The 21,310-nt window shown below is 47.2% G+C and carries 17 protein-coding genes; 13 read left to right on the top strand and 4 right to left on the bottom strand.

Annotated features, from left to right (window positions below):
- Positions 1-2 precede the first annotated feature (2 nt).
- Both pntB and pntA read right to left on the bottom strand, forming a co-directional pair.
- A complete protein-coding gene (gene pntB / locus PT300_09780) occupies positions 3-1,391 on the bottom strand; it encodes a Re/Si-specific NAD(P)(+) transhydrogenase subunit beta (protein ID MDF7680851.1) in 1,389 nt (462 codons plus the stop codon).
- A gap of 10 nt (positions 1,392-1,401) precedes the next feature.
- A complete protein-coding gene (gene pntA, locus PT300_09775; protein MDF7680850.1) occupies positions 1,402-2,931 on the bottom strand; it encodes a Re/Si-specific NAD(P)(+) transhydrogenase subunit alpha in 1,530 nt (509 codons plus the stop codon).
- A gap of 355 nt (positions 2,932-3,286) precedes the next feature.
- Between pntA and ydgH the strand changes: the two genes are divergently transcribed.
- Both ydgH and tus read left to right on the top strand, forming a co-directional pair.
- On the top strand, positions 3,287-4,237 hold the full coding sequence (gene ydgH, locus PT300_09770; GenBank protein MDF7680849.1) for a DUF1471 family protein YdgH: 951 nt from the start codon (positions 3,287-3,289) through the stop codon (positions 4,235-4,237).
- 181 nt (positions 4,238-4,418) lie between these two features.
- A complete protein-coding gene (tus, locus tag PT300_09765; protein ID MDF7680848.1) occupies positions 4,419-5,351 on the top strand; it encodes a DNA replication terminus site-binding protein in 933 nt (310 codons plus the stop codon).
- Positions 5,352-5,467: 116 nt separating this feature from the next.
- Here tus and fumA read toward each other — a convergent pair whose 3' ends face one another.
- Complete coding sequence (gene fumA / locus PT300_09760) at positions 5,468-7,123, bottom strand: class I fumarate hydratase FumA (GenBank protein MDF7680847.1); 1,656 nt, start codon at positions 7,121-7,123, stop codon at positions 5,468-5,470.
- A 192-nt stretch (positions 7,124-7,315) separates the two neighbouring features.
- Here fumA and manA point away from each other — a divergent pair, with 192 nt between their 5' ends.
- Both manA and PT300_09750 read left to right on the top strand, forming a co-directional pair.
- Positions 7,316-8,497 carry a mannose-6-phosphate isomerase gene (manA, locus tag PT300_09755; protein MDF7680846.1) on the top strand — a complete coding sequence of 394 codons (1,182 nt, stop codon included), beginning with the start codon at positions 7,316-7,318 and terminating at the stop codon, positions 8,495-8,497.
- A gap of 201 nt (positions 8,498-8,698) precedes the next feature.
- Positions 8,699-10,177 carry a YdgA family protein gene (locus tag PT300_09750; GenBank protein MDF7680845.1) on the top strand — a complete coding sequence of 493 codons (1,479 nt, stop codon included), beginning with the start codon at positions 8,699-8,701 and terminating at the stop codon, positions 10,175-10,177.
- Positions 10,178-10,201: 24 nt separating this feature from the next.
- Here the strand turns inward: PT300_09750 and PT300_09745 are convergent, their stop codons facing one another.
- On the bottom strand, positions 10,202-11,236 hold the full coding sequence (locus tag PT300_09745) for a Mal regulon transcriptional regulator MalI (protein MDF7680844.1): 1,035 nt from the start codon (positions 11,234-11,236) through the stop codon (positions 10,202-10,204).
- Between the two features lie 173 nt (positions 11,237-11,409).
- Between PT300_09745 and malX the strand changes: the two genes are divergently transcribed.
- From malX to rsxG, 9 genes are all read left to right on the top strand, one after another.
- A complete protein-coding gene (gene malX / locus PT300_09740) occupies positions 11,410-13,002 on the top strand; it encodes a maltose/glucose-specific PTS transporter subunit IIBC (GenBank protein ID MDF7680843.1) in 1,593 nt (530 codons plus the stop codon).
- 48 nt (positions 13,003-13,050) lie between these two features.
- Entirely contained in the window at positions 13,051-14,226 is a 1,176-nt protein-coding gene (locus tag PT300_09735; GenBank protein ID MDF7680842.1) for a pyridoxal phosphate-dependent aminotransferase, read from the top strand.
- A 362-nt stretch (positions 14,227-14,588) separates the two neighbouring features.
- The gene (ydfZ, locus tag PT300_09730) at positions 14,589-14,792 is read left to right on the top strand and encodes a putative selenium delivery protein YdfZ (GenBank protein MDF7680841.1); all 204 of its coding nucleotides are present in this window, start codon (positions 14,589-14,591) and stop codon (positions 14,790-14,792) included.
- Between the two features lie 733 nt (positions 14,793-15,525).
- Complete coding sequence (ydgT, locus tag PT300_09725; protein ID MDF7680840.1) at positions 15,526-15,741, top strand: transcription modulator YdgT; 216 nt, start codon at positions 15,526-15,528, stop codon at positions 15,739-15,741.
- 914 nt (positions 15,742-16,655) lie between these two features.
- Entirely contained in the window at positions 16,656-17,237 is a 582-nt protein-coding gene (gene rsxA, locus PT300_09720) for an electron transport complex subunit RsxA (protein MDF7680839.1), read from the top strand.
- A 2-nt stretch (positions 17,238-17,239) separates the two neighbouring features.
- Entirely contained in the window at positions 17,240-17,815 is a 576-nt protein-coding gene (gene rsxB / locus PT300_09715; GenBank protein ID MDF7680838.1) for an electron transport complex subunit RsxB, read from the top strand.
- On the top strand, positions 17,808-19,625 hold the full coding sequence (gene rsxC / locus PT300_09710; protein ID MDF7680837.1) for an electron transport complex subunit RsxC: 1,818 nt from the start codon (positions 17,808-17,810) through the stop codon (positions 19,623-19,625). Before rsxB ends, rsxC begins: the two co-directional genes overlap by 8 nt.
- The gene (rsxD, locus tag PT300_09705; protein ID MDF7680836.1) at positions 19,626-20,687 is read left to right on the top strand and encodes an electron transport complex subunit RsxD; all 1,062 of its coding nucleotides are present in this window, start codon (positions 19,626-19,628) and stop codon (positions 20,685-20,687) included.
- Positions 20,687-21,307 carry an electron transport complex subunit RsxG gene (gene rsxG, locus PT300_09700; protein ID MDF7680835.1) on the top strand — a complete coding sequence of 207 codons (621 nt, stop codon included), beginning with the start codon at positions 20,687-20,689 and terminating at the stop codon, positions 21,305-21,307. The genes rsxD and rsxG overlap by 1 nt, the downstream gene beginning before the upstream one ends.
- Positions 21,308-21,310 lie beyond the last annotated feature (3 nt).

The following is a 21,310-nucleotide window of genomic DNA, read 5'->3' as shown; positions in this document are numbered from 1 at the left end:
TCTTACAACGCTTTCAGAATGGCATCGACACTTGCTTTGGCATCACCAAATAACATGAAGGTGTTATCTTTGAAGAACAAGGGGTTCTGAACACCTGCATAGCCTGTATTCATGGAACGTTTAAAAACGATAACATTTTGTGCTTTCCAGACTTCCAGCACCGGCATGCCGGCAATCGGGCTTTGCGGATCATCCTGTGCTGCCGGATTAACTGTGTCGTTAGCGCCGATAACCAGTACAGTATCTGTATCGCTAAAATCGTCGTTGATTTCATCCATTTCCAGTACGATATCATAAGGTACTTTCGCTTCTGCCAGTAAGACATTCATATGTCCAGGCAGACGTCCTGCTACCGGATGAATACCAAAACGCACCTTAATACCATGCGCACGTAGTTTTTCAGTGATCTCTGCAACCGGATATTGCGCCTGAGCGACCGCCATTCCGTAACCTGGCGTAATGATGACTGAATGTGAGTTTTTCAGCATTTCCGCTGTATCTTCGACGCTGATTTCACGATATTCTCCTGCCGGTTCATCACCGCCTGCTGCTGAACCATCGGTACCGAAGCCCCCCGCAATGACGCTTAAAAATGAGCGATTCATCGCTTTACACATAATATAAGAGAGGATTGCGCCAGAAGATCCAACCAATGCACCAGTAACAATTAACAAGTCATTACTGAGCATAAAACCAGCAGCAGCAGCGGCCCATCCGGAATAGGAGTTCAGCATGGATACCACCACCGGCATATCTGCGCCACCAATCGAGGCGACCAGGTGCCAGCCAAAGGCTAGCGCGATAACCGTCATCAGCAATAATGCCAGAACCTGAGTTGTCATGCTGTCAGTACGGACAAATATCACCAGCAACAGAAAGGCAACCACCAAAGCCGCAAGGTTCAGTTTATGACGGTGTGGCAACATTAACGGTTTGGATGAAATCTTACCACACAGTTTACCGAATGCGACGATCGATCCGGTAAAAGTCACTGCCCCGATGAAGATACCGAGAAACACTTCTGTCAGATGGATATTGACCAGAATTTGTTCCATCGCGGTTTCGTGATACAGGTAACTGTTAAAACCCACCAGTACCGCAGCCAGTCCAACAAAGCTATGTAATACCGCTACCAATTCTGGCATTTCAGTCATTTCGACTTTTTTTGCCAGATGAATGCCAATAGCACCACCGATTACCATCGCTAAAATGATCCACCCGGTATTGCCTGAATCTGGTCCCAGAATAGTTGCTATCAATGCGATAGCCATTCCGACTATGCCGTACAAATTTCCTTGTTTTGAGGTTTCGTGTTTTGACAGCCCTGCCAGACTAAAAATAAATAAAATAGCGGCAACAATATATGCTGCTGTTACTAATCCTTCAGACATATGCTACCCCTTAGTTTTTACGGAACATTTTCAGCATGCGCTGAGTGACAGTGAAACCACCAAAAATATTAATACTGGCGATCAGCACTGCAATAAAGCTGAGAAAACTCACCCAGCCGCCGTGTCCGATTTGTAATAGTGCCCCTACCACAATAATTCCGGAAATAGCATTAGTGACCGACATCAAAGGGGTATGTAACGCATGAGAAACATTCCATACGACGTAGTAACCCACAACGCAGGCGAGCGCGAACACCGTAAAGTGGCCCAAAAATTCTTTTGGTGACACACTGGCAAGCCAGGCAAACAGAATAATCGCTAATGCCATCCATCCATATTTACGCCACGGCGAAACAGGCGCATCTACTGCCTTTGGCACTTCAGCAGGTTTAGCTGTCGCGTTCGGTTGCGCAGAAACCTGAATCGGTGGCGCAGGCCAGGTCACTTCACCGTCACGAATAACTGTCACACCACGAACAACAACATCGTCAAAATCAATCGTGATATTGCCATCTTTTTCTTTACATAATAGCTTTATCAGGTTTACGAGATTGGTTCCATAGAGCTGTGAAGACTGGGTAGGTAAGCGGCACGGTAGATCGGTATAACCAATAATCTTCACACCATTCGCCGTAGTGACTACCTGGCCAGGCACGGTATACTCACAGTTACCGCCATTCTGTGCAGCCAAATCGACTACCACACTGCCGGGCGTCATAGTGTCAACCATTTCGCGCGTAATGAGTTTGGGCGCAGGTTTCCCGGGGATCAGTGCCGTTGTAACAATAATATCCACTTCTTTCGCTTGTGCGGCAAACAGCGCCATCTCGGCCTTGATAAAGGCTTCGGACATCACTTTGGCATAACCGTCGCCACTTCCGGCCTCTTCTTTGAAGTCCAGCTCAAGAAATTCAGCCCCCATGCTTTGAACCTGCTCTTTCACCTCAGGACGGGTATCAAACGCACGAACAATAGCACCAAGGCTATTCGCTGCTCCAATTGCAGCCAACCCAGCGACACCCGCACCAATGATCATCACTTTCGCTGGCGGAACTTTTCCCGCTGCGGTGATCTGTCCGGTAAAGAAACGACCAAATTCGTGAGCTGCTTCGACAATCGCACGATAACCAGCGATATTAGCCATAGAGCTCAATGCATCCAGCGGCTGTGCACGTGAAATGCGCGGGACCGAATCCATCGCCATAACATTAATATTACGTGCCGCTAATTTGGCCATTAACTGAGGATTTTGTGCTGGCCAGACAAAGCTTATCAGCGTGGTACCTGGGTTAAGTAAGGCGATTTCATCTTCTTCTGGCGCATTCACTTTAAGAATAATAGGTGACTGCCAGACGTCTGTACCCCCTACCACTTCAGCTCCGGCGCGGATAAAGGCTTCGTCATCAAAACTCGCCAGCTGGCCTGCACCGCTTTCAACGGCCACAGAAAATCCCAGTTTACGTAGCTGCTCCACCGTTTTTGGCGTGGCTGCTACGCGGGTCTCATGGATAAGTCGTTCTTTTGGTATCCCGATACGCATAATTTTCCCTCACATCAATTTTTGATGATGGTTTTCTGACAGAAAATACTTTAAAGAGACAAAAACTCTCTCTCCTGTTAGCTAAAACAAGTGAAGCTGCAATAGTCTTGCTATAACCTACTGAAAATGCCAGGCGTAATCTACTGTGATAACAAATAAATTTTCCTTCATCGGGGAAAACTTGCTGTAAATCATATCAGAGTGCAAACTGGCCTGTTTTTTCTGGCATATGGGATATAACCTGCGGAGCATCAGGCCAAAATGACGCAGACAACCCTATTCTTTAGATGTAATAATTGAACATTATCAGTTAATAAAACCACTGTATCGTTTGCGCACTACAAGGATCATAATTATGAAGCTTAAAAATTCACTGTTGACATCTGTTCTGCTGGCGACAGCAACATTATCAACCCATGCCGCCACTGAACTGACGCCTGAGCAGGCAGAAGCACTGAAACCCTATAATCGCATTGTGATCACAGGTCGTTTTAGTGCCATCAGTGATGCCGTTAAAGCTGTATCCCGTAAGGCTGATCGCGATGGCGCAGCCTCATTTTACGTTGTTGATACCTCTGATTATGGCAATAGTGGCAACTGGCGCGTTATCGCTGATCTATACAAAAATGATGCCCCACCCGCAGATGTACAGAAAAATCGATTATTCAATGGTGTCATGGAGTTGCCTAAAAATCAGGCTGTCATGCTGGAGCCTTATGATACCGTCACTGTCCATGGTTTCTATCGTAGCCAGCCGGAAGTTAACGACGCTATCAGTAAAGCGGCAAAAGAGAAAGGTGCAGCATCCTTTTTTATCGTTCGCCAGATTGATGTTAATGACGGAGGCAATCAGCGTATCACTGCCTATATTTTTAAAGCGGATGCGAGAAAACGTGTTCTGCAAAGTCCTGATGCCATTCCAGCCGCTTCTGAAGCAGGCCAGGCGGCATTAGCCAAAGGCGGAGAAGCGGCCAAAAGTGTTGAAATCCCTGGCGTTGCAACCACTACCGCTGTCGGGGCCGGTACAGGCATTGGTCGTTTCTTTGAAACTCAGACATCAAAAGGTGGACGTTACACCGTAACTCTTCCTGATGGTACTAAAATTGAAGAAGTGAACAAAATCACTGCCGCCAAAATGGTACCGTTTGATAGTATTAAGTTCACCGGCAACTACACAAATATGACCGAGGTCTCCTATCAGACAGCTAAACGTGCAGCAAAGAAAGGGGCCAAATATTACCATATTACCCGTCAGTGGCAGGAGCATGGCAGTAATCTGACCATCAGTGCCGATCTCTATAAATAACAGATTATCCTTAAAATCATTACTATTGTGACCAATAAGCGCCTGGCCCACCAGGCGTAGCAGCATAATCTGCTTTGTGAAATCTCCTGTCTGGTGGCGAGTTAATGCTATTGTTGCAGAAATATTGTCTCTGGCTTATAGTGTTATAAACTAAAAGTATGTTGTAACTAATTTGATAACGATGAATCGCTGTGATCTTGCTATCCAACTGAATAATACCTTTCGTCAACTGGAACATGAGTTACAGGCGTTACAGGTCAGCCTGCGTGCCTGTCGTTTATTAGCAGCGCGAGTGTTTGAACTTCCGGCCATCAGTAAAGAAGCGGAACATCTGCCGCTGGAAACCATTCATGTCATTCAGCATAGTGGCCAGAGCGCACTGGATCTGACGCTTCGTCACTATTGCCATCTGTTTATCCAGCAACAATCGGAGAACCGCAGCAGTAAAGCGGCCGTTCGCCTGCCAGGGGCGATTTGCCTGCAAGCTAATAACCGTGAGCAAGCTATCATCCAGCAAAAAATTAATGATATTAATAATCTGAAAGCGACTTTCGAAAAAATCATTACGGTGGATTCTGGCTTATCTGTCCCTGCGCGCTTTGAATGGGTGCATCACCACCTTCCCGGGCTCATTACACTGAACGCTTATCGTACCCTGACGTTATTGACAGATCCCAGTACCATTCGCTTTGGCTGGGCTAATAAACACGTTATTAAAAATTTCACCCGCGATCAGATACTCGAACAACTGAAAAAAAGTCTGCAATCTCCGCGCACGGTAGCGCCGTGGACACGCGAGCAGTGGCAAAATAAACTGGAACAGGAATATCAGGATATTGCCGCTTTACCCGCCACGGCAAAACTCAAGATTAAGCGACCGGTAAAAGTACAACCGGTCGCTCGCGTATGGTATGCCCGTCAACAAAAGCAGGTACAGTACGCCTGTTCAGGCCCATTGATTACCCTCGTTCCTGATGCTTCCGCTGCAGAGGTGCCAGATATAGGTGAATTACTGAACTATAACGCTGATAATGTGCACTATCGCTACAAACCACAGGCACAGCCACTGCGTTTATTGATCCCCCGATTACATCTGTGGCTGGTGAGTGATTAATCATACTCACCTGCTCCTCAATGATTCGCCGCAAAGTGTTTTTCTGTTCGTTCATCACCCATCACCATGTTGTCAGAAGGCAGAGAGGCGCATTCCAGCGTTCACTTCACTGCTGATCATGATGACCCTTTCATACATTGTGCACACTGTGCTGTCTGAATTTGCTGGTAAAAGTCATTGCCTTTATCATCCACCAGAATAAATGCCGGAAAGTCCTGTACTTCGATTTTCCAGATAGCTTCCATACCTAACTCCGGATACGCCACACATTCAAGGTGCCTGATGCTCTGTTGCGCGAGAATAGCGGCCGGGCCACCGATACTGCCAAGATAAAATCCACCATGCTTATGACAGGAGTCAGTGACCTGTTGGCTGCGATTGCCTTTTGCCAGCATGACCATACTGGCACCATGAGACTGCAACAGATCGACATAGGAATCCATCCTGCCAGCCGTGGTTGGGCCAAATGAACCGGATGCATATCCTTCCGGCGTCTTTGCCGGTCCGGCGTAGTAAATCGGATGATCTTTCACATATTGTGGTAGTGGCTCGCCATTATCGAGCAATGCTTTTAGCCTGGCGTGTGCAATATCACGTGCCACAATAATCGTTCCACTGAGAGACAATCGGGTCGATACCGGATACTGCGACAGCAATGCCAGGATCTGTTTCATTGGCTGATTGAGGTTTATCTTCACAGCATCCCCTTCACCCGTCTGACGTAAGTTTTGTGGAATATATTTGCCCGGATTACTTTCCAGCTTTTCGAGCCAGATGCCTTCGCGGTTAATCTTCGCTTTGATATTCCGGTCAGCGGAACAGGAAACCCCCATGCCTATCGGACAGGAGGCACCGTGGCGTGGCAGACGGATAACGCGAATATCATGTGCGAAGTATTTCCCGCCAAACTGTGCGCCAGGCCCCGACTCCTGCGCTGCCTGAAGTAACGCTTGTTCCAGCTGAATATCACGGAACGCCCGTCCATATTCGTTCCCCGTTTCTGGCAGGCTGTCATAATATTTGGTCGAGGCCAGTTTGACGGTTTTTAGCGTCGCCTCCGCCGAGGTACCGCCAATCACAAAAGCAATATGATAGGGGGGGCAAGCGGCTGTGCCCAGGCTGCGCATTTTGTTAATCAGATAATTTTTCAGTTTTTCTGGCGTAATCAGCGCTTTAGTTTCCTGGTAAAGATAGGTTTTATTTGCCGATCCTCCCCCTTTCGCAATACAGAGAAACTGGTATTCATCACCATCGGTAGCATAGAGATCGATCTGGGCAGGCAGATTGGTACCGGTGTTGACCTCCTGATACATATCCACGGGCGCATTCTGTGAATAACGCAGATTATCCTGAATATAAGTGTTATAAACTCCCCGTGTCAACGCAACCTCATCACCGCCACCCGTCCATACCCGTTGACCTTTTTTACCAACAATAATGGCCGTTCCGGTATCCTGACAAGTTGGTAAAATACCTTTAGCCGCTATCTCTGAATTACGCAGAAATTGCAAAGCAACATATTTGTCATTCTCACTGGCTTGTGGATCGCTGAGGATAGTGGCAACCTGTTGCTGATGTGCCGGACGCAGCAGAAATGACGCATCATGAAAAGCCTGTTGTGCTAACAGTGTGAGTGCCTGAGGATCCACTTTCAGGATTTCCTGGCCCGCAAATTGGGCGACAGAGACATAATCACGGCTGAGAAGATAATACTCAGTATCATCTTTTGCTAAGGGGAAAGGGTTCTGGTAAACAAACGGTTTATTCGACATGGTAATCTCACTGGCGATGAGCAAATTAGGTTTCAGGCATAATCTATCTCCCTGTTAAAAACAAGGGAGTTATTTTTACACCAAAAATTCAACAAAAAATGCGACCAGTCCGACTTTTTCCTTCAGTAGTTGCTTCTTAGCAGATTACTGATTTAATAGCCTGATTAACATTGAATGTAAGCAGGACAAAAAATGCAAAAACTGATTAACTCAGTGCAAAACTACGCCTGGGGTAGTTATACAGCATTAACCGAGTTGTATGGCATTGCCAACCCTGATAATCAACCGATGGCTGAGCTATGGATGGGCGCACACCCTAAGAGCAGTTCACACATACGCAATGCCGATGGTCATCTCCAATCTTTGCGTGACGCGATTAATAACGATAAATCGGCCCTGCTCGGCGAAAAAACAGCACAACGTTTTGGTGAGCTACCTTTTCTGTTTAAAGTATTGTGTGCTGAACAGCCATTATCCATTCAGGTTCATCCTGATAAGCAGGCTGCCATCAAAGGCTTTGCGAAAGAAAATACAGCGGGAATTGCGCTCAACGCGGCTGAACGCAACTATAAAGATCCGAATCATAAGCCGGAATTAGTTTTTGCCTTAACGCCATTTCTGGCAATGAACGCTTTTCGCGAATTTAGCGAGATTGCGACACTACTGCGCCCCGTCATCGCTGCGCATCCGCTGATCAGCGCCTTTATTCATCATCCTGATGCCCTTCATCTGAGCCAGTTATTCGCCGGTTTATTGAATATGCAAGGCGAGGAAAAAACGCACGCCCTAAACGTATTGCAAACAGTAATCAGAGAGCAATCGGGTGAACCCTGGCAAACGATTCGTTTTATCGCCAGATTCTATCCCGCTGACAGCGGGTTGTTTTCCCCGCTATTGTTAAATGTGGTGAAACTGAACCCCGGTGAGGCCATGTTCCTGTGCGCCAAAACACCTCATGCTTACCTGCATGGGGTTGCACTGGAAGTTATGGCTAACTCTGATAATGTATTACGTGCTGGTTTAACAACAAAGCATATTGATATCCCGGAGCTGATTGCTAATGTAACGTTTGTCGCTAAACCCACGGACGAACTGCTTACTCATCCCCAGCAAAACGGTGCTGAACTGAGTTTTCCCATCCCGGTGGATGATTTTGCTTTCTCTTTACATCAGCTATCAGCGCAAAAAGCGACGCTGACACAAGGGAGCGCAGCTATTCTTTTCTGTGTTGAAGGTGAGGCGAATCTCTGCCATGGTCAACAACAATTAACGCTTATTCCCGGTGAGTCGGCGTTTATTGCCTGTCATGAATCGCCGGTGCAGATAAGTGGTCATGGCCGTCTGGCGCGGGTGTTTAATAAACTTAGCGCCTGACCTCTGGCAGTGTCAGTCGGAACACAGATAGTGCGGGGAAACCGCAGCAGAAATGCGTATTTCATGTGCAGTCCTGGCCTAAAATAGCCTGATGGGCAGGGAACTCACTGAATTTTTATCTATATATGCTAAACTTTTATCCATCATAGCCACAATAACCTGGCGATTTGTATCGCCTGGTTTTATTCAGGGATCATATTTATGAAGAAATCGTTAGTCGCAGTCGGAATTATCGTCGCTCTGGGCATCATAGAAATCGGTGGCGCCTGCCATAGCGGGAAAAAAATAGAAGCCAGCATGCCTGATATCATAAAGCAGGTCAACACACAGATTCAGAAAGATGCCCCTGATGCAGGTATCGAACTGGTCGTGCAGAATTATCAGCGTGAGCTATTGAGCAGCCACTTTCAGCTTATCATTCAGCCGATTGCGGGTCATGCCAAAAATGCAGTTATTGACGGAGAAAAGTTGGTACTTGATGGCGTCATTGATCACGGTCCTTTCCCGTTAGGTTCGCTGAAATCAGGAAATCTCATTCCGGCAGCCGCCTCGGTTAAAACGACACTGGCTAATAATGATACTAATAAAAAATTGTTTGCCATCGCTAATGGTGAATCCCCCATCGTCACCAACACCCGTATCGCCTATGGTGGTAATAGCAAGACAGTCATCGATCTGAAGCCACTCAATTATGCTGAAAATAATACCAAAATAACTTTTAATGGCGGTAAGTTCGATGTCAACGTCGACCATCATAATAAAGAGATTAACCTGAGCGGCTACCTTGACGCAGCTCAACTCTCTACTTTCAACGAGTATAATCAGAAAATACAACTGAGCTTCAATAAGCTGAAAAGCGAGGGGTCCAGCCTGCCCAGTCGTTTTGATATGCGCAGTGGTACCCAGAATATGACCATTGATAACCTGGCCATCAGTATCAATGATCAACAGCTTGCTGTGCTGGAAGAGATGGAAATGTCGGCAAAAACCGCGCTGACTAACGACGGTAAAGCGATTAATAGTCAAATGGACTACATCGCTAATAAGCTGAAAATTAAAGATCAGGATCTCGGAAATGGCAAACTGACCATCAAACTGGAAAATCTTGATGGTCAGGCATGGAGTCAGTTCATTCAGGTATATAATGAGAAAGTACAGTCAATAATGGGACAGCCTGGTGTGGCAGAAAACCCTGAACTCTACCGGCAGGCACTGATAAACGCTTTGAGCGATACAGTTCCTGTGTTGCTAAAAGGCTCCCCTTCTCTCGCTATCGCTCCCCTCAGCTGGAGCAATGCTAAGGGAGAAAGCACTTTCTCACTCGCTCTGGCATTACAGGACCCGTCCCAAAACAACAGCACGGGATCACAAACATTAATGGATACCGCGAATTCTGCTATTAAATCCATTGATGGTAAACTGATCATTCCGGTCGATATGGCAACGGCTTTTATGGCTCAGATTGCCACGATTCAGGGTGTTCGGCCATCCGATGCCGAAAAACAGGCTAAACAACAGATCGACGCTCTGGCGGCAATGGGGCAGGCTTTCCATATTACGACGATGGATAACAACGCCATCACCTCGCATTTGCAATACACTAATGGCCAGGTAACGCTCAATGGCAACAAAATATCAATTGATGACTTTGCTGAAATATTTGGCTTTATGGAACAGTAATCGCCATCATAGCGTTTAACGCGTTCAGGACATGTTCGGTATCACCAGCCGCGGAGGCATAATATGGCTTCTCGCGGCAGGGGAGCCTTGCTCGCGACGGTGCAGAATATATCTGGCCAGATGATGTCCCATTTCTCTTGCCGGTGCGGTCACCCAGGTCAATGGAACATTATCCACGGCATTTTCAGGCACATCCGCAAATGCCGCCAATGCCACTCGCGACTCAAAATAACTTTCAACGCTGTCTTCACCACTTTGCCGTCCGGCGCGTATCAAACCAAACCAGGCACCGGTGGCAATCACGCTGTTGTAACATAAAACAGCAGTAATCGTCGGGTTCTTGCGTAACAGGGAAACCATCGCTTCGGCGGCCAGCTTCTGCCCTGATTCACACTCCACGACCCATTCACTATGAAATGGCAAACCATACTTCAATAATGTTGCGCAGTAACCCCCTACCCGTTCTGCGCGCGGTAATGATGAACTTTGCCCGCCCAGCCAGGCGATACGCTGATGACCACGACGAATAAGATGTTCGGTCACCATCTGAGCCGCCTGCATATTATCCGGACGAAAAAGATCAACATCATCGAAATAACTCGCTCGCGATGCAAACACCAGCGGGATCCCCATTTCTGCAGCCCGATGACGCAATTCCGTTCCTTTATTGATAGCACCAGCGATAATCACGCCATCGACGCCTTGCGCCACCAGCGCATCAAAACGCTGGCATATTTTTTCACCGTCGTACCCCCCCTGGGTGAGGAAAACAATTTTCCCTTCTGACTCAAGAACAGCGGTTAATCCCATGGTGAACTCGGCGTAAAACTGTTTTGATATATCACTGACAATCAAGCCAATCACACCGCTCTGGCCACCGCGTAACGACGCGGCCTGATGGTTACGCACAAATCCCAGTTGCTCAATTGCCTGATTAACTCGTTCACTGGTTGCCGTTGATATCCGCCCTTTACCACTCAGCACCAGTGAAACTGTACTGACTGAAACACCTGCCCTTTGTGCCACATCGTTGATCGTGATTTTTTTTACATTTGTCATAATTTGCTATTCCTCCCTGTCGCGGAAGATAAAACGTTTTATCAATTCGTTATCTTTACAGGCATAGTCATCACATGACTATGTGACATTTATCGCACTAAAAAATGATAAAACGTTTTATCATTTTATGATATATAAGCCAGTCTATCATTCAAATATCAGGATTTGTGCACATGACTGCTCAAACAACACCCAAAATTACACTGTGGGAATTTTTCCAGCAGTTAGGAAAAACGTTTATGCTGCCGGTGGCGTTGCTCTCTTTCTGTGGGATCATCATGGGGATTGGCAGCTCCTTAAGTAGCCATGATGTTCTTACCCTGTTGCCGTGGCTGGATATTCCACTGCTACAGGCCATGTTTATCTGGATGAGCAAAATAGGTTCCTTTGCTTTTAGTTTTCTGCCGGTCATGTTCTGTATTGCTATTCCTCTTGGCCTGGCTCGTGAAAATAAAGGCGTCGCCGCTTTCGCGGGGTTTGTTGGTTATGCGGTTATGAATCTGGCCGTTAACTTCTGGCTTACTGCGAAGGGAATACTCCCCACCAGTGATGCTGCTGTATTAAAAGCGCATAATATTCAAAACATTATTGGTATTCAATCCATCGATACCGGGATACTCGGTGCCGTGATCGCCGGGATTATTGTCTGGATGCTGCATGAACGTTTTCATAGCATCCGCCTGCCCGATGCCCTGGCCTTCTTTGGTGGAACCCGATTTGTTCCGATTATTACCACCCTTGTTCTTGGTCTGCTCGGCCTGATTATTCCGCTGATATGGCCAGTATTTGCAATCGGCATTAATGCCCTTGGCCACGTCATTAATAGCACGGGTAATCTGGGCCCGATGATTTTCGGCGCGGGTGAACGTTTATTGTTACCTTTCGGTCTGCATCATATTCTGGTCGCGCTGATTCGCTTTACTGAAGCAGGTGGTACCATGGATGTGTGCGGTCATAGTGTCAGCGGCGCACTGACTATTTTTCAGGCGCAATTAAGCTGCCCACAAAATCACGGTTTTTCAGAAAGCGCAACCCGCTTTCTTTCACAAGGAAAAATGCCAGCATTTCTTGGCGGTCTGCCTGGCGCAGCACTGGCGATGTATCACTGTGCCCGCCCGGAAAATCGCCCTAAAATTAAGGGATTAATTATTTCCGGAGTCATTGCCTGTGTGATCGGTGGCACCACTGAACCGCTGGAATTTTTATTCCTGTTTGTTGCACCGGTGCTATATGTCATTCATGCGTTACTGACAGGCCTCGGTTTTACCGTTATGGCGATGCTGGGGGTCACGATTGGTAACACGGATGGCAATCTTATCGACTTCGTGGTATTTGGCGTATTGCATGGTTTATCAACACGCTGGTATCTGGTTCCGCTGGTTGCTGCGATCTGGTTTGCGGTGTATTACTCTATTTTCCGCTTCGCCATTACACGCTTTAATCTGAAAACACCGGGACGCGAGATTGAAAACAACGCGACGGCTGAGAAAACCACCGTCAATAATACCAGTAAGTCCGGTTATGACGTTGTGGCAATCCTTGCTGCACTGGGTGGTGCGGAGAATATCATCTCTCTTGATAACTGTATTACCCGTTTGCGTCTGTCAGTACATGACATGAGTAAAGTCGATAGCGCTGCACTGAAAGCCCATCGTGCTATTGGTGTGGTACAACTGAATCAGCACAATCTACAGGTCGTTATCGGTCCTCAGGTGCAATCAGTGAAAGATGAGATGGCCGTATTAATGAATATCGTTCAGCAATAAACCTGATGCTCTCCCTGCGGGGAGAGCGACAGATTTGAGGAAATTAAGATGTTTGATTTTTCAACACCTGTCGATCGCCATGGCACCTGGTGTACGCAATGGGATTATGTTGCCGACCGATTTGGCGCCCCGGATCTTCTTCCTTTCACTATCTCTGACATGGATTTCACTACCGCGCCCTGCATTATCGACGCAATGAGCCAGCGTCTGACACATGGCGTTTTCGGCTATAGTCGCTGGAAAAATGATGATTTCCTCGATGCCATTGCGTACTGGTATCGTACTCGTTTTCATACCATCATTGACCCGCAGGCTATCGTCTATGGCCCATCGGTCATTTATATGGTGTCAGAAATGATCCGCCAGTGGTCAAAGGCGGGCGACGGTATTGTCATACATACCCCCGCGTATGACGCCTTTTACAAAACAATTACCAGCAATCAACGGCATATTGCGGCTGTCCCACTCATCCAGCGCGATCAGCAATGGTATTGTGATATGGATAAACTTGAGCAAGTGCTGGCGCAGCCACAGAATACTATTTTGCTGTTATGTAACCCACAGAATCCAACCGGGAAAGTATGGTGTCGTGAAGAGCTTGATACGATGTCCCGCTTATGCGAAAAGCATGGCGTGAAAGTGATCAGTGATGAAATTCATATGGATATGGTCTGGGGAACACATCAGCATACACCGTGGAGCCATGTCGCACGTGGTACCTGGGCATTATTTACGTCAGCGTCGAAAAGTTTCAATATTTCTGCGCTGACCGGTGCTTATGGTCTGATCAATGATCTTACTGCGCGTGAAGCTTATCTGACGGCGTTGAAGAACCGTGATGCGCTCTCTTCACCTTCGGTACCCGCACTGGTCGCCCATATTGCCGCTTACCGTAAAGGGGCTCCCTGGCTTGATGCCTTGCGACTCTATTTAGAAGATAATATGCGTTATATTGCTGACAGACTTAACCACGCCTTTCCGCAACTGAACTGGCAACCCCCACAAGCGACGTATCTGGCGTGGATCGATTTGCGTCCATTGCGCGTTAATGATCATGCACTACAGAAAAATCTTATTGAAGAGCAGAAAATCGCTATTATGCCCGGCTATACCTATGGCGAAGAAGGCGCGGGTTTTGTGCGTCTGAACGCAGGTTGTCCTCGTGTGAAGCTGGAAAAAGGTATTGATGGGTTAATTGCCGCCTTACGAACACACTGGTCATAATCTGCCTGTTTTCGCACATTCCGTGAAGAGTGTGCGAAAACAATTCGCTTTCTTCTGTGGATACCAGCAAACATATATTCTATGACCCGATAAAGAATAAGCCTTATTTTTATAATAGCGTCCATTCCCCCCGGCGTTACTGGCACTGTTCGGCGCAATATCGCTTCAGTTATCTGATTAAAAATTAACAGACAACCTCCGGCCACATCTGTGTCCCTGTGAAACCAGCTAAAAAGTCTGACATTGATCAAAAACAAAAAAAATCTGTGAGAAAGGTGTAATTATACTGCGCTCGTTACTGGTCGCTGACTGGCATTGCCAGCTAAGTTTCCACTATACCACCACAAAAAGGAGGGAGTATGATAATCACTTATGATCGCAACCGCAATCCCATTACCAATGGTAGCCAGGTGATGATTAATGGTACCGGCGGAACAGGCCGAATCATTGCCATACATAGTGACGGACTAACTGCAGCACAATTACGTCGCAGCAAAACCGTCGAAATAGAAGGTCATGAAGGTAAATTTGAACCTGTGGAACTCATCCGCCTAGGGCTTCATTAACTGGCAGAATGCCGTTCCGACGGCATTCCAATGTGTTCTTCTTTTCACTTATAACTTATCTGTAATTGTTATTCAATAAGACTATTAAAAACAAGTAACTGTATAATTTAAATAACATTACAGTAATGGTAAAGATATATGCTCTTATATGAACAAGAACATGTATGTTTATAATATTTGACCTTTTCATATCATATCGATCACATTCATTTTTTAATGTAAAAACAATATTGCATATTTTTAATCGCATGGCTGAATGAGTCAATAATGTCATCATTGACTCGGTCACACTAAAGCGCCATGCACTAATAATGAACTATTTTTGATACGCTGATGTTAGGTGAATTGTCTTATTTCAGACCTGTCAGACTCTGAGATTGGTTCCAGTAATGATATTTTTCTCTTAGAAGGGCATTGCCAGTTTAAGCAAATAGCGTTACTCTTCCAACTATATTATCGAACTTCTGTTTTAGCTATTATTAATTGTATCGGGTAGCATAAATTCATTAGTGAAATGAATTTATCTGATCAAGCATGTTACATTCAGACCAACAGAAAGGTTAATCGACATTGAACTATTCACATACTAAGCAGTTCCAATTGTATCAAGATAATATGACTGAACCAGGGTGATGCCTTTAAGATTCAATCCCATCGTGGTTCGAGAGAACAAGACCGATATGCCAGCCAAAGCATACCCGTGTTATTTCAGGTATAAAAAATGGAAACACAAATGACTGTTCAGGATTATTTATTAAAATTTCGCAAAATTAGCTCTCCTGATAATCTCGAGAAAGTTTTTGATTATCTTAACGACTCCCTGATTGATAGCACAGAAATTGTTAATATGTATCGCGCTGCTGATCATCGCCGGGCAGAACTGGCTTGCGGTGGGAAGTTATTCGATATTGGCCAGGTGCCTAAAGCCGCCTGGCGCTATGTAAAATAAGCCTTATCAGCACTTATGCTACGCTATCTCTCGTATATGCGGTACCTTATTTGTCGATTCCTGATTGATGATACCAGCACTATGGAGGGCGAGTTCATATTCACGACAGCTATAATAGCGCCAGAGAGCTATACCTGACGATCGGTTTTTTTCAGTGGTGAAGAATATTATCAGTACACTATATTACCCAGGCTAACTGGCTATCTATTATATTATTCCTGAATTGCACTATTAACTATCGTACCCGTCTTCAGTATGTTGCTCATGTATATCACTCTACTGCTCTCCGTAGCCATACTGATAGCGCTCAACCAGTCTGAACACCGACAGCGTGGAGAAACCGCAGGGTACAGGTTGTACGTAAGGATTTCGAGTATAGCTCAGAGCCAGAATAACAAGTAAAATGGCCTGATGGACCAAGCTCTGAGTACGCTGTATGTATTAAATATATCTTCATCATTCAGCCTCCGATCTGCTCGTTATGACCGACAAATCAAGACTGAGCGGAAAAAAGGCGGTTATGAAAGCGTTGTATACTCTCCCGACAGTATCATCAGTGAAAGCGATTTATCCCGGCAGAGGTTGAAAAATAATCTTACTGTTAATCTATTGTTATCAATATTCATTTATTTGATAATATTCTGGCTCGCAGTCAGGTGGGGATTTCAACCTCTTTTCGGGAACCAGCATATCTCAGTGATCGGAGAAACAAGGAAAGCTAACATCCTCGTCATTTGCAGTATAATGGAAATAAGTGCCTGTCCCATCAAACATTGCCGGCACAAAGCGCGTCTGGATGCTGATAACACAGAGAAAACTCAGTGTGTATGTCAATGGACATGATCCATCAGCAATGTAGCAGGTCAATCCTTATGGATCAGGCGCTAACTGTTTTTTCTGTTTCAGGGCGGATGATGACTGATTATTTACTACTTTTTATTGGAACCATCTTTGTTAATAACTTCGTGCTGGTGAAGTTTCTTGGTTTGTGCCCGTTTATGGGCGTTTCTAAAAAACTGGAAACGGCTATCGGCATGGGATTAGCCACCACGTTTGTCATGACAGCAGGTTCTGTCTGCGCCTGGGTGATTGATAACTGGCTGCTGATACCGTTAAATCTGGCCTATTTACGTACACTGGCCTTTATTATGGTCATCGCGGTCGTGGTGCAGTTGACTGAGATGATCGTGCATAAAACCAGCCCGATGCTGTATCGTCTGTTAGGTATCTTTTTACCCTTGATCACCACTAACTGTGCGGTACTCGGTGTCACAATTTTAAATGTTAATCTCGGACATAATTTTTTGCAGTCGACGCTATATGGCTTTTCCGCAGCACTCGGTTTCTCGCTGGTCATGGTTCTGTTCGCAGCGATGCGTGAACGCCTGGCTGCCGCAGATATTCCCGCCCCCTTTCGCGGTAACGCTATTTCGCTAATCACTGCAAGCTTAATGTCGCTGGCATTTATGGGTTTTAATGGTCTGGTAAAATTGTAAAAATGAGTACTATCTGGATAGCTATCTTCGCCATGAGCTTGCCTGGTTTAATTTTTGGTTTGTTGCTGGGATATGCTTCCCGTCGTTTTGCGGTGACAGAGGATCCTGTTGTTGAAAACATTGATAAACTTCTTCCGCAAAGTCAATGTGGGCAGTGTGGCTATCCGGGCTGTCGGCCCTATGCGGAAGCTATCAGTCATCAGGGGGAGAAGATCAACTGTTGTACGCCAGGCGGGGAAGCGGTAATGCTAAAAATCGCTGACTTATTAAACCTCCCTCCGCTATATGAGGACAATCATCATGAAGCATTACCAGAACCGGTACTGGCACGGATTGATGAATATCACTGTATCGGCTGCGCAAAATGCCTCCAGGCTTGCCCTGTTGATGCCATTATCGGTGCTCCACATGTCATGCATACGGTAATGCATGATCTCTGTACCGGCTGTCAGCTTTGCATTGCTCCCTGCCCAACGCAGTGTATCACGCTGGTTCCAGTTGCAGTGACACCGGCTACCTGGAAGTGGGATCTGGGTACGGTTCCACGCCATCAGATGGCGGTGAAACACCATGTTTAAACGATTTTCTGCTGCCAGAAAAAAAGCTGAAATCCATGATTTCAAAGGTGGCATTCATCCACCCGACATGAAAAGCCAGTCTAACGGTACACCATTGCGTCATGCCTCACTACCGCAGCATTTTGTTATCCCCTTAAAGCAACACAGGGGGACGGAGGGTGAAGTCTGTGTCCATCCGGGCGATCATGTATTACGTGGTCAGCCGCTCACCCTTGGCTGGGGGAAGATGTTGCCGGTTCATGCGCCAACATCCGGGATTATCAGCGCCATTGAGCCACGCACCAGTATGCACCCTTCTGCACTGGCGGAATTATGCGTTATCATGGAAGCGGATGGTGAAGATAACTGGATCGAACGTGACGAGTGGCATGATTATGATACTAAAAGTCGCGAAACGCTTATCGAACGTATCCATCAGTTTGGCATCGCCGGGCTGGGGGGAGCCGGATTTCCGAGTGCAGGTAAATTGCGCGCTGGCGGTGATAAAATCACAACATTAATCATTAATGCCGCCGAGTGCGAACCTTATATTACGGCAGATGATCGTTTGATGCGGGATTGCGCGGCGCAGGTTATTGACGGCGTTCGCATTCTTGCTCATATTTTACAACCACAACAGGTGCTGATTGGGATTGAGGATAATAAACCACAGGCCATCGCTATGTTGCAGGCAGTGCCCAGTCAGGTCGACGGTATCGAGCTACGGATCATTCCGACAAAATATCCTTCCGGTGGTGCGAGACAGCTCACTCAAATACTCACCGGTAAAAAGGTCCCACATGGCGGTCGCTCTTCCGATATTGGTGTTCTGATGCACAATGTCGGCACCGCTTATGCGATAAAGCGCGCGATTATCGATGGCGAACCGCTGACTGAGCGTGTCGTGACATTAACCGGTGAAGCAATAACGCGACCCGGAAATGTCTGGGCACGACTGGGGACGCCAGTGGAGCATCTGCTGAAAGAAGCCGGTTTTTGTCCGACAAGCGGGCAAATGGTGATTATGGGGGGGCCGCTGATGGGGTTCACCCTGCCTTCTACTGATATTCCAGTCACCAAAGTCACTAACTGCCTGCTGGCACCTTCAGCACATGAAATGGCGCCAGCTGAAAAACAGCAGGGCTGTATTCGCTGTAGTGCCTGTGCTGATGTCTGCCCGGCCAGTTTACTGCCACAACAGTTATACTGGTTCAGTCAGGGTCAACAATATGATAAGGCGATAAGCTATCATCTGGCGGACTGTATTGAGTGTGGTGCCTGTGCCTGGGTTTGTCCTGGCCATATCCCGCTGGTGCAATATTTTCGCCAGGCAAAAGCTGAAATTGCAGCAATTCGCACTGAACAACAACGAGCAACAGAAGCGAGAGCCCGTTTTGAGGCTCGCCAGGCTCGTCTGGCGCGGGATAAACATGCCCGGGCTGAACGCCATAAGCAATCTGTCATACAACCCACGGTCAAAGATCAGGATGCCATTCAGGCTGCACTGAAGCGTATTCGTCAAAAACAGCAGGCTGCGGCCCAGTCCGGAGTGATTCAGAATGCTATTCCTGTCGATAATCGTCACACTATGACAGACGCTGTGATACCCACTGCATCCTCCGCCGATCTTCGCCCAGCGACTCAGGAAGTCGTTGATCCACGCAAAGCGGCCGTCGATGCGGCCATTGCCCGGGCAAAGGCACGAAAAGCAGCGCAACAATCTGTCAATTCTCCTGCCCCTTGTGACGGGAATCGAAAAGCCGCGGTTGCCGAAGCCATCGCCCGCGTTCAGGCCAGGAAAGCTGCCCGGCCAGTCATCAATGAGGATTAAATGGTTTTCAGAATCGCAAGCGCCCCTTATCTTCACAATCAGCACCAGATATCGCATATCATGCGGCTGGTTCTCCTTGCTACTTTGCCTGGTATCGCGGTTCAAACCTGGTTTTTTGGCTGGGGCAGCGTGTTACAACTCATGCTGGCAGCCCTAACCGCCTGGGGAACAGAAGCGCTGATGCTTAAATTGCGTAAAAAGAGCATTCGCGCGACACTGGCAGATAATTCAGCACTGTTAACCGGCATATTACTGGCTATCAGCATTCCCCCTCTCTCCCCCTGGTGGATGGTCATCTCCGGTACAGCATTTGCTGTGATTATTGCCAAGCAATTATATGGTGGGCTGGGTCACAATCCGTTTAATCCGGCGATGATTGGTTACGTTGTCCTGCTGATTTCTTTTCCGCTGCAGATGACCAGCTGGTTACCTCCCCACGAAATTGCGGCTATCAGCCCCGGCTTTATTGAGAGCTGGCAGATAATTTTCACCGGCCATTCCGTCACCGGTAGCGATATGAATACGCTACGCCTGGGAATCGATGGCATCAGTCAGGCAACGCCGCTCGATACGCTGAAAACCTCGCTTCATGCCGGTCGTGAAATAACAGAGATTATGCAGTACCCGATCTATCATGGTGCATTCGCCGCACAAGGCTGGCAATGGGTCAATATGGCATACCTGGCAGGTGGCCTTTTTCTGCTATGGCAGCGAACGATTCAGTGGCATATTCCTGCCAGCTTCCTGGCGAGTCTTGTGCTCTGTGCCACCCTGGGTTGGCTATATTCACCACACCATCTCGCCTCCCCGCAACTTCACTTGTTTTGTGGAGCGACGATGCTGGGCGCTTTTTTTATTCTGACCGATCCCGTCACCGCCCCGACAACACGATCAGGACGTTTAATATTCGGTGTTCTGGCCGGTTTACTGGTCTGGCTCATCCGTAGCTTTGGTGGTTATCCTGATGGTGTGGCCTTCGCGGTATTACTGGTGAATATGGCGGTTCCGTTAATCGATTACTATACGCGCCCACGTCTTTGTGGCGACATGGAGCGGCGATAATGTTAAAAAACATACGCCAATACGGCATCACGCTGGCACTCTTTGCCGCCGGTTCCGCTGGTTTAACTGCCGCCGTCAATATGTTGACTCAATCACCGATTCAGCAACAGGCCGCAAACCAGCAACGCGCATTATTCAGCCAGATTATCCCGGCTCACATTTATAATAATGATCTCTTAAAAAGCTGTTATCTGGTCACAACACCACTTCTTGGTAAAGGGCAGCATAAGATCTGGATCGCCAGAGATAATACGATACCGGTTGGCGTAGTGATGGAAGCAACGGCACCTGATGGCTATGCAGGTGCTATCCAGCTGCTGGTGGCCGCTGATATGAAAGGCACAATACTCGGTGTCCGGGTGACAGAGCATCATGAAACACCGGGACTAGGCGATAAAATTGAATTACGTCGCTCTGACTGGATAAACCAGTTTGCGGGGAAGACGGTTAATCGCTCCGCTGACCCGCACTGGGCGGTTAAAAAAGAGGGAGGCGATTTTGATCAATTCACCGGCGCGACGATTACCCCACGTGCCGTCGTCAATGCCGTTAAACGTGCCGGCTTATACGCCGGAACACTATCCCAGCCCCATCCTGATTTTGTTACCTGTGGAGCGTAAATA

The organism is Enterobacteriaceae bacterium ESL0689, assembly GCA_029433525.1.
Lineage (GTDB): Bacteria > Pseudomonadota > Gammaproteobacteria > Enterobacterales > Enterobacteriaceae > JAQTIF01.
The sequence above is the reverse complement of the archived record's forward strand: the minus strand, read 5'-3'. Positions and strand labels throughout refer to the sequence as shown.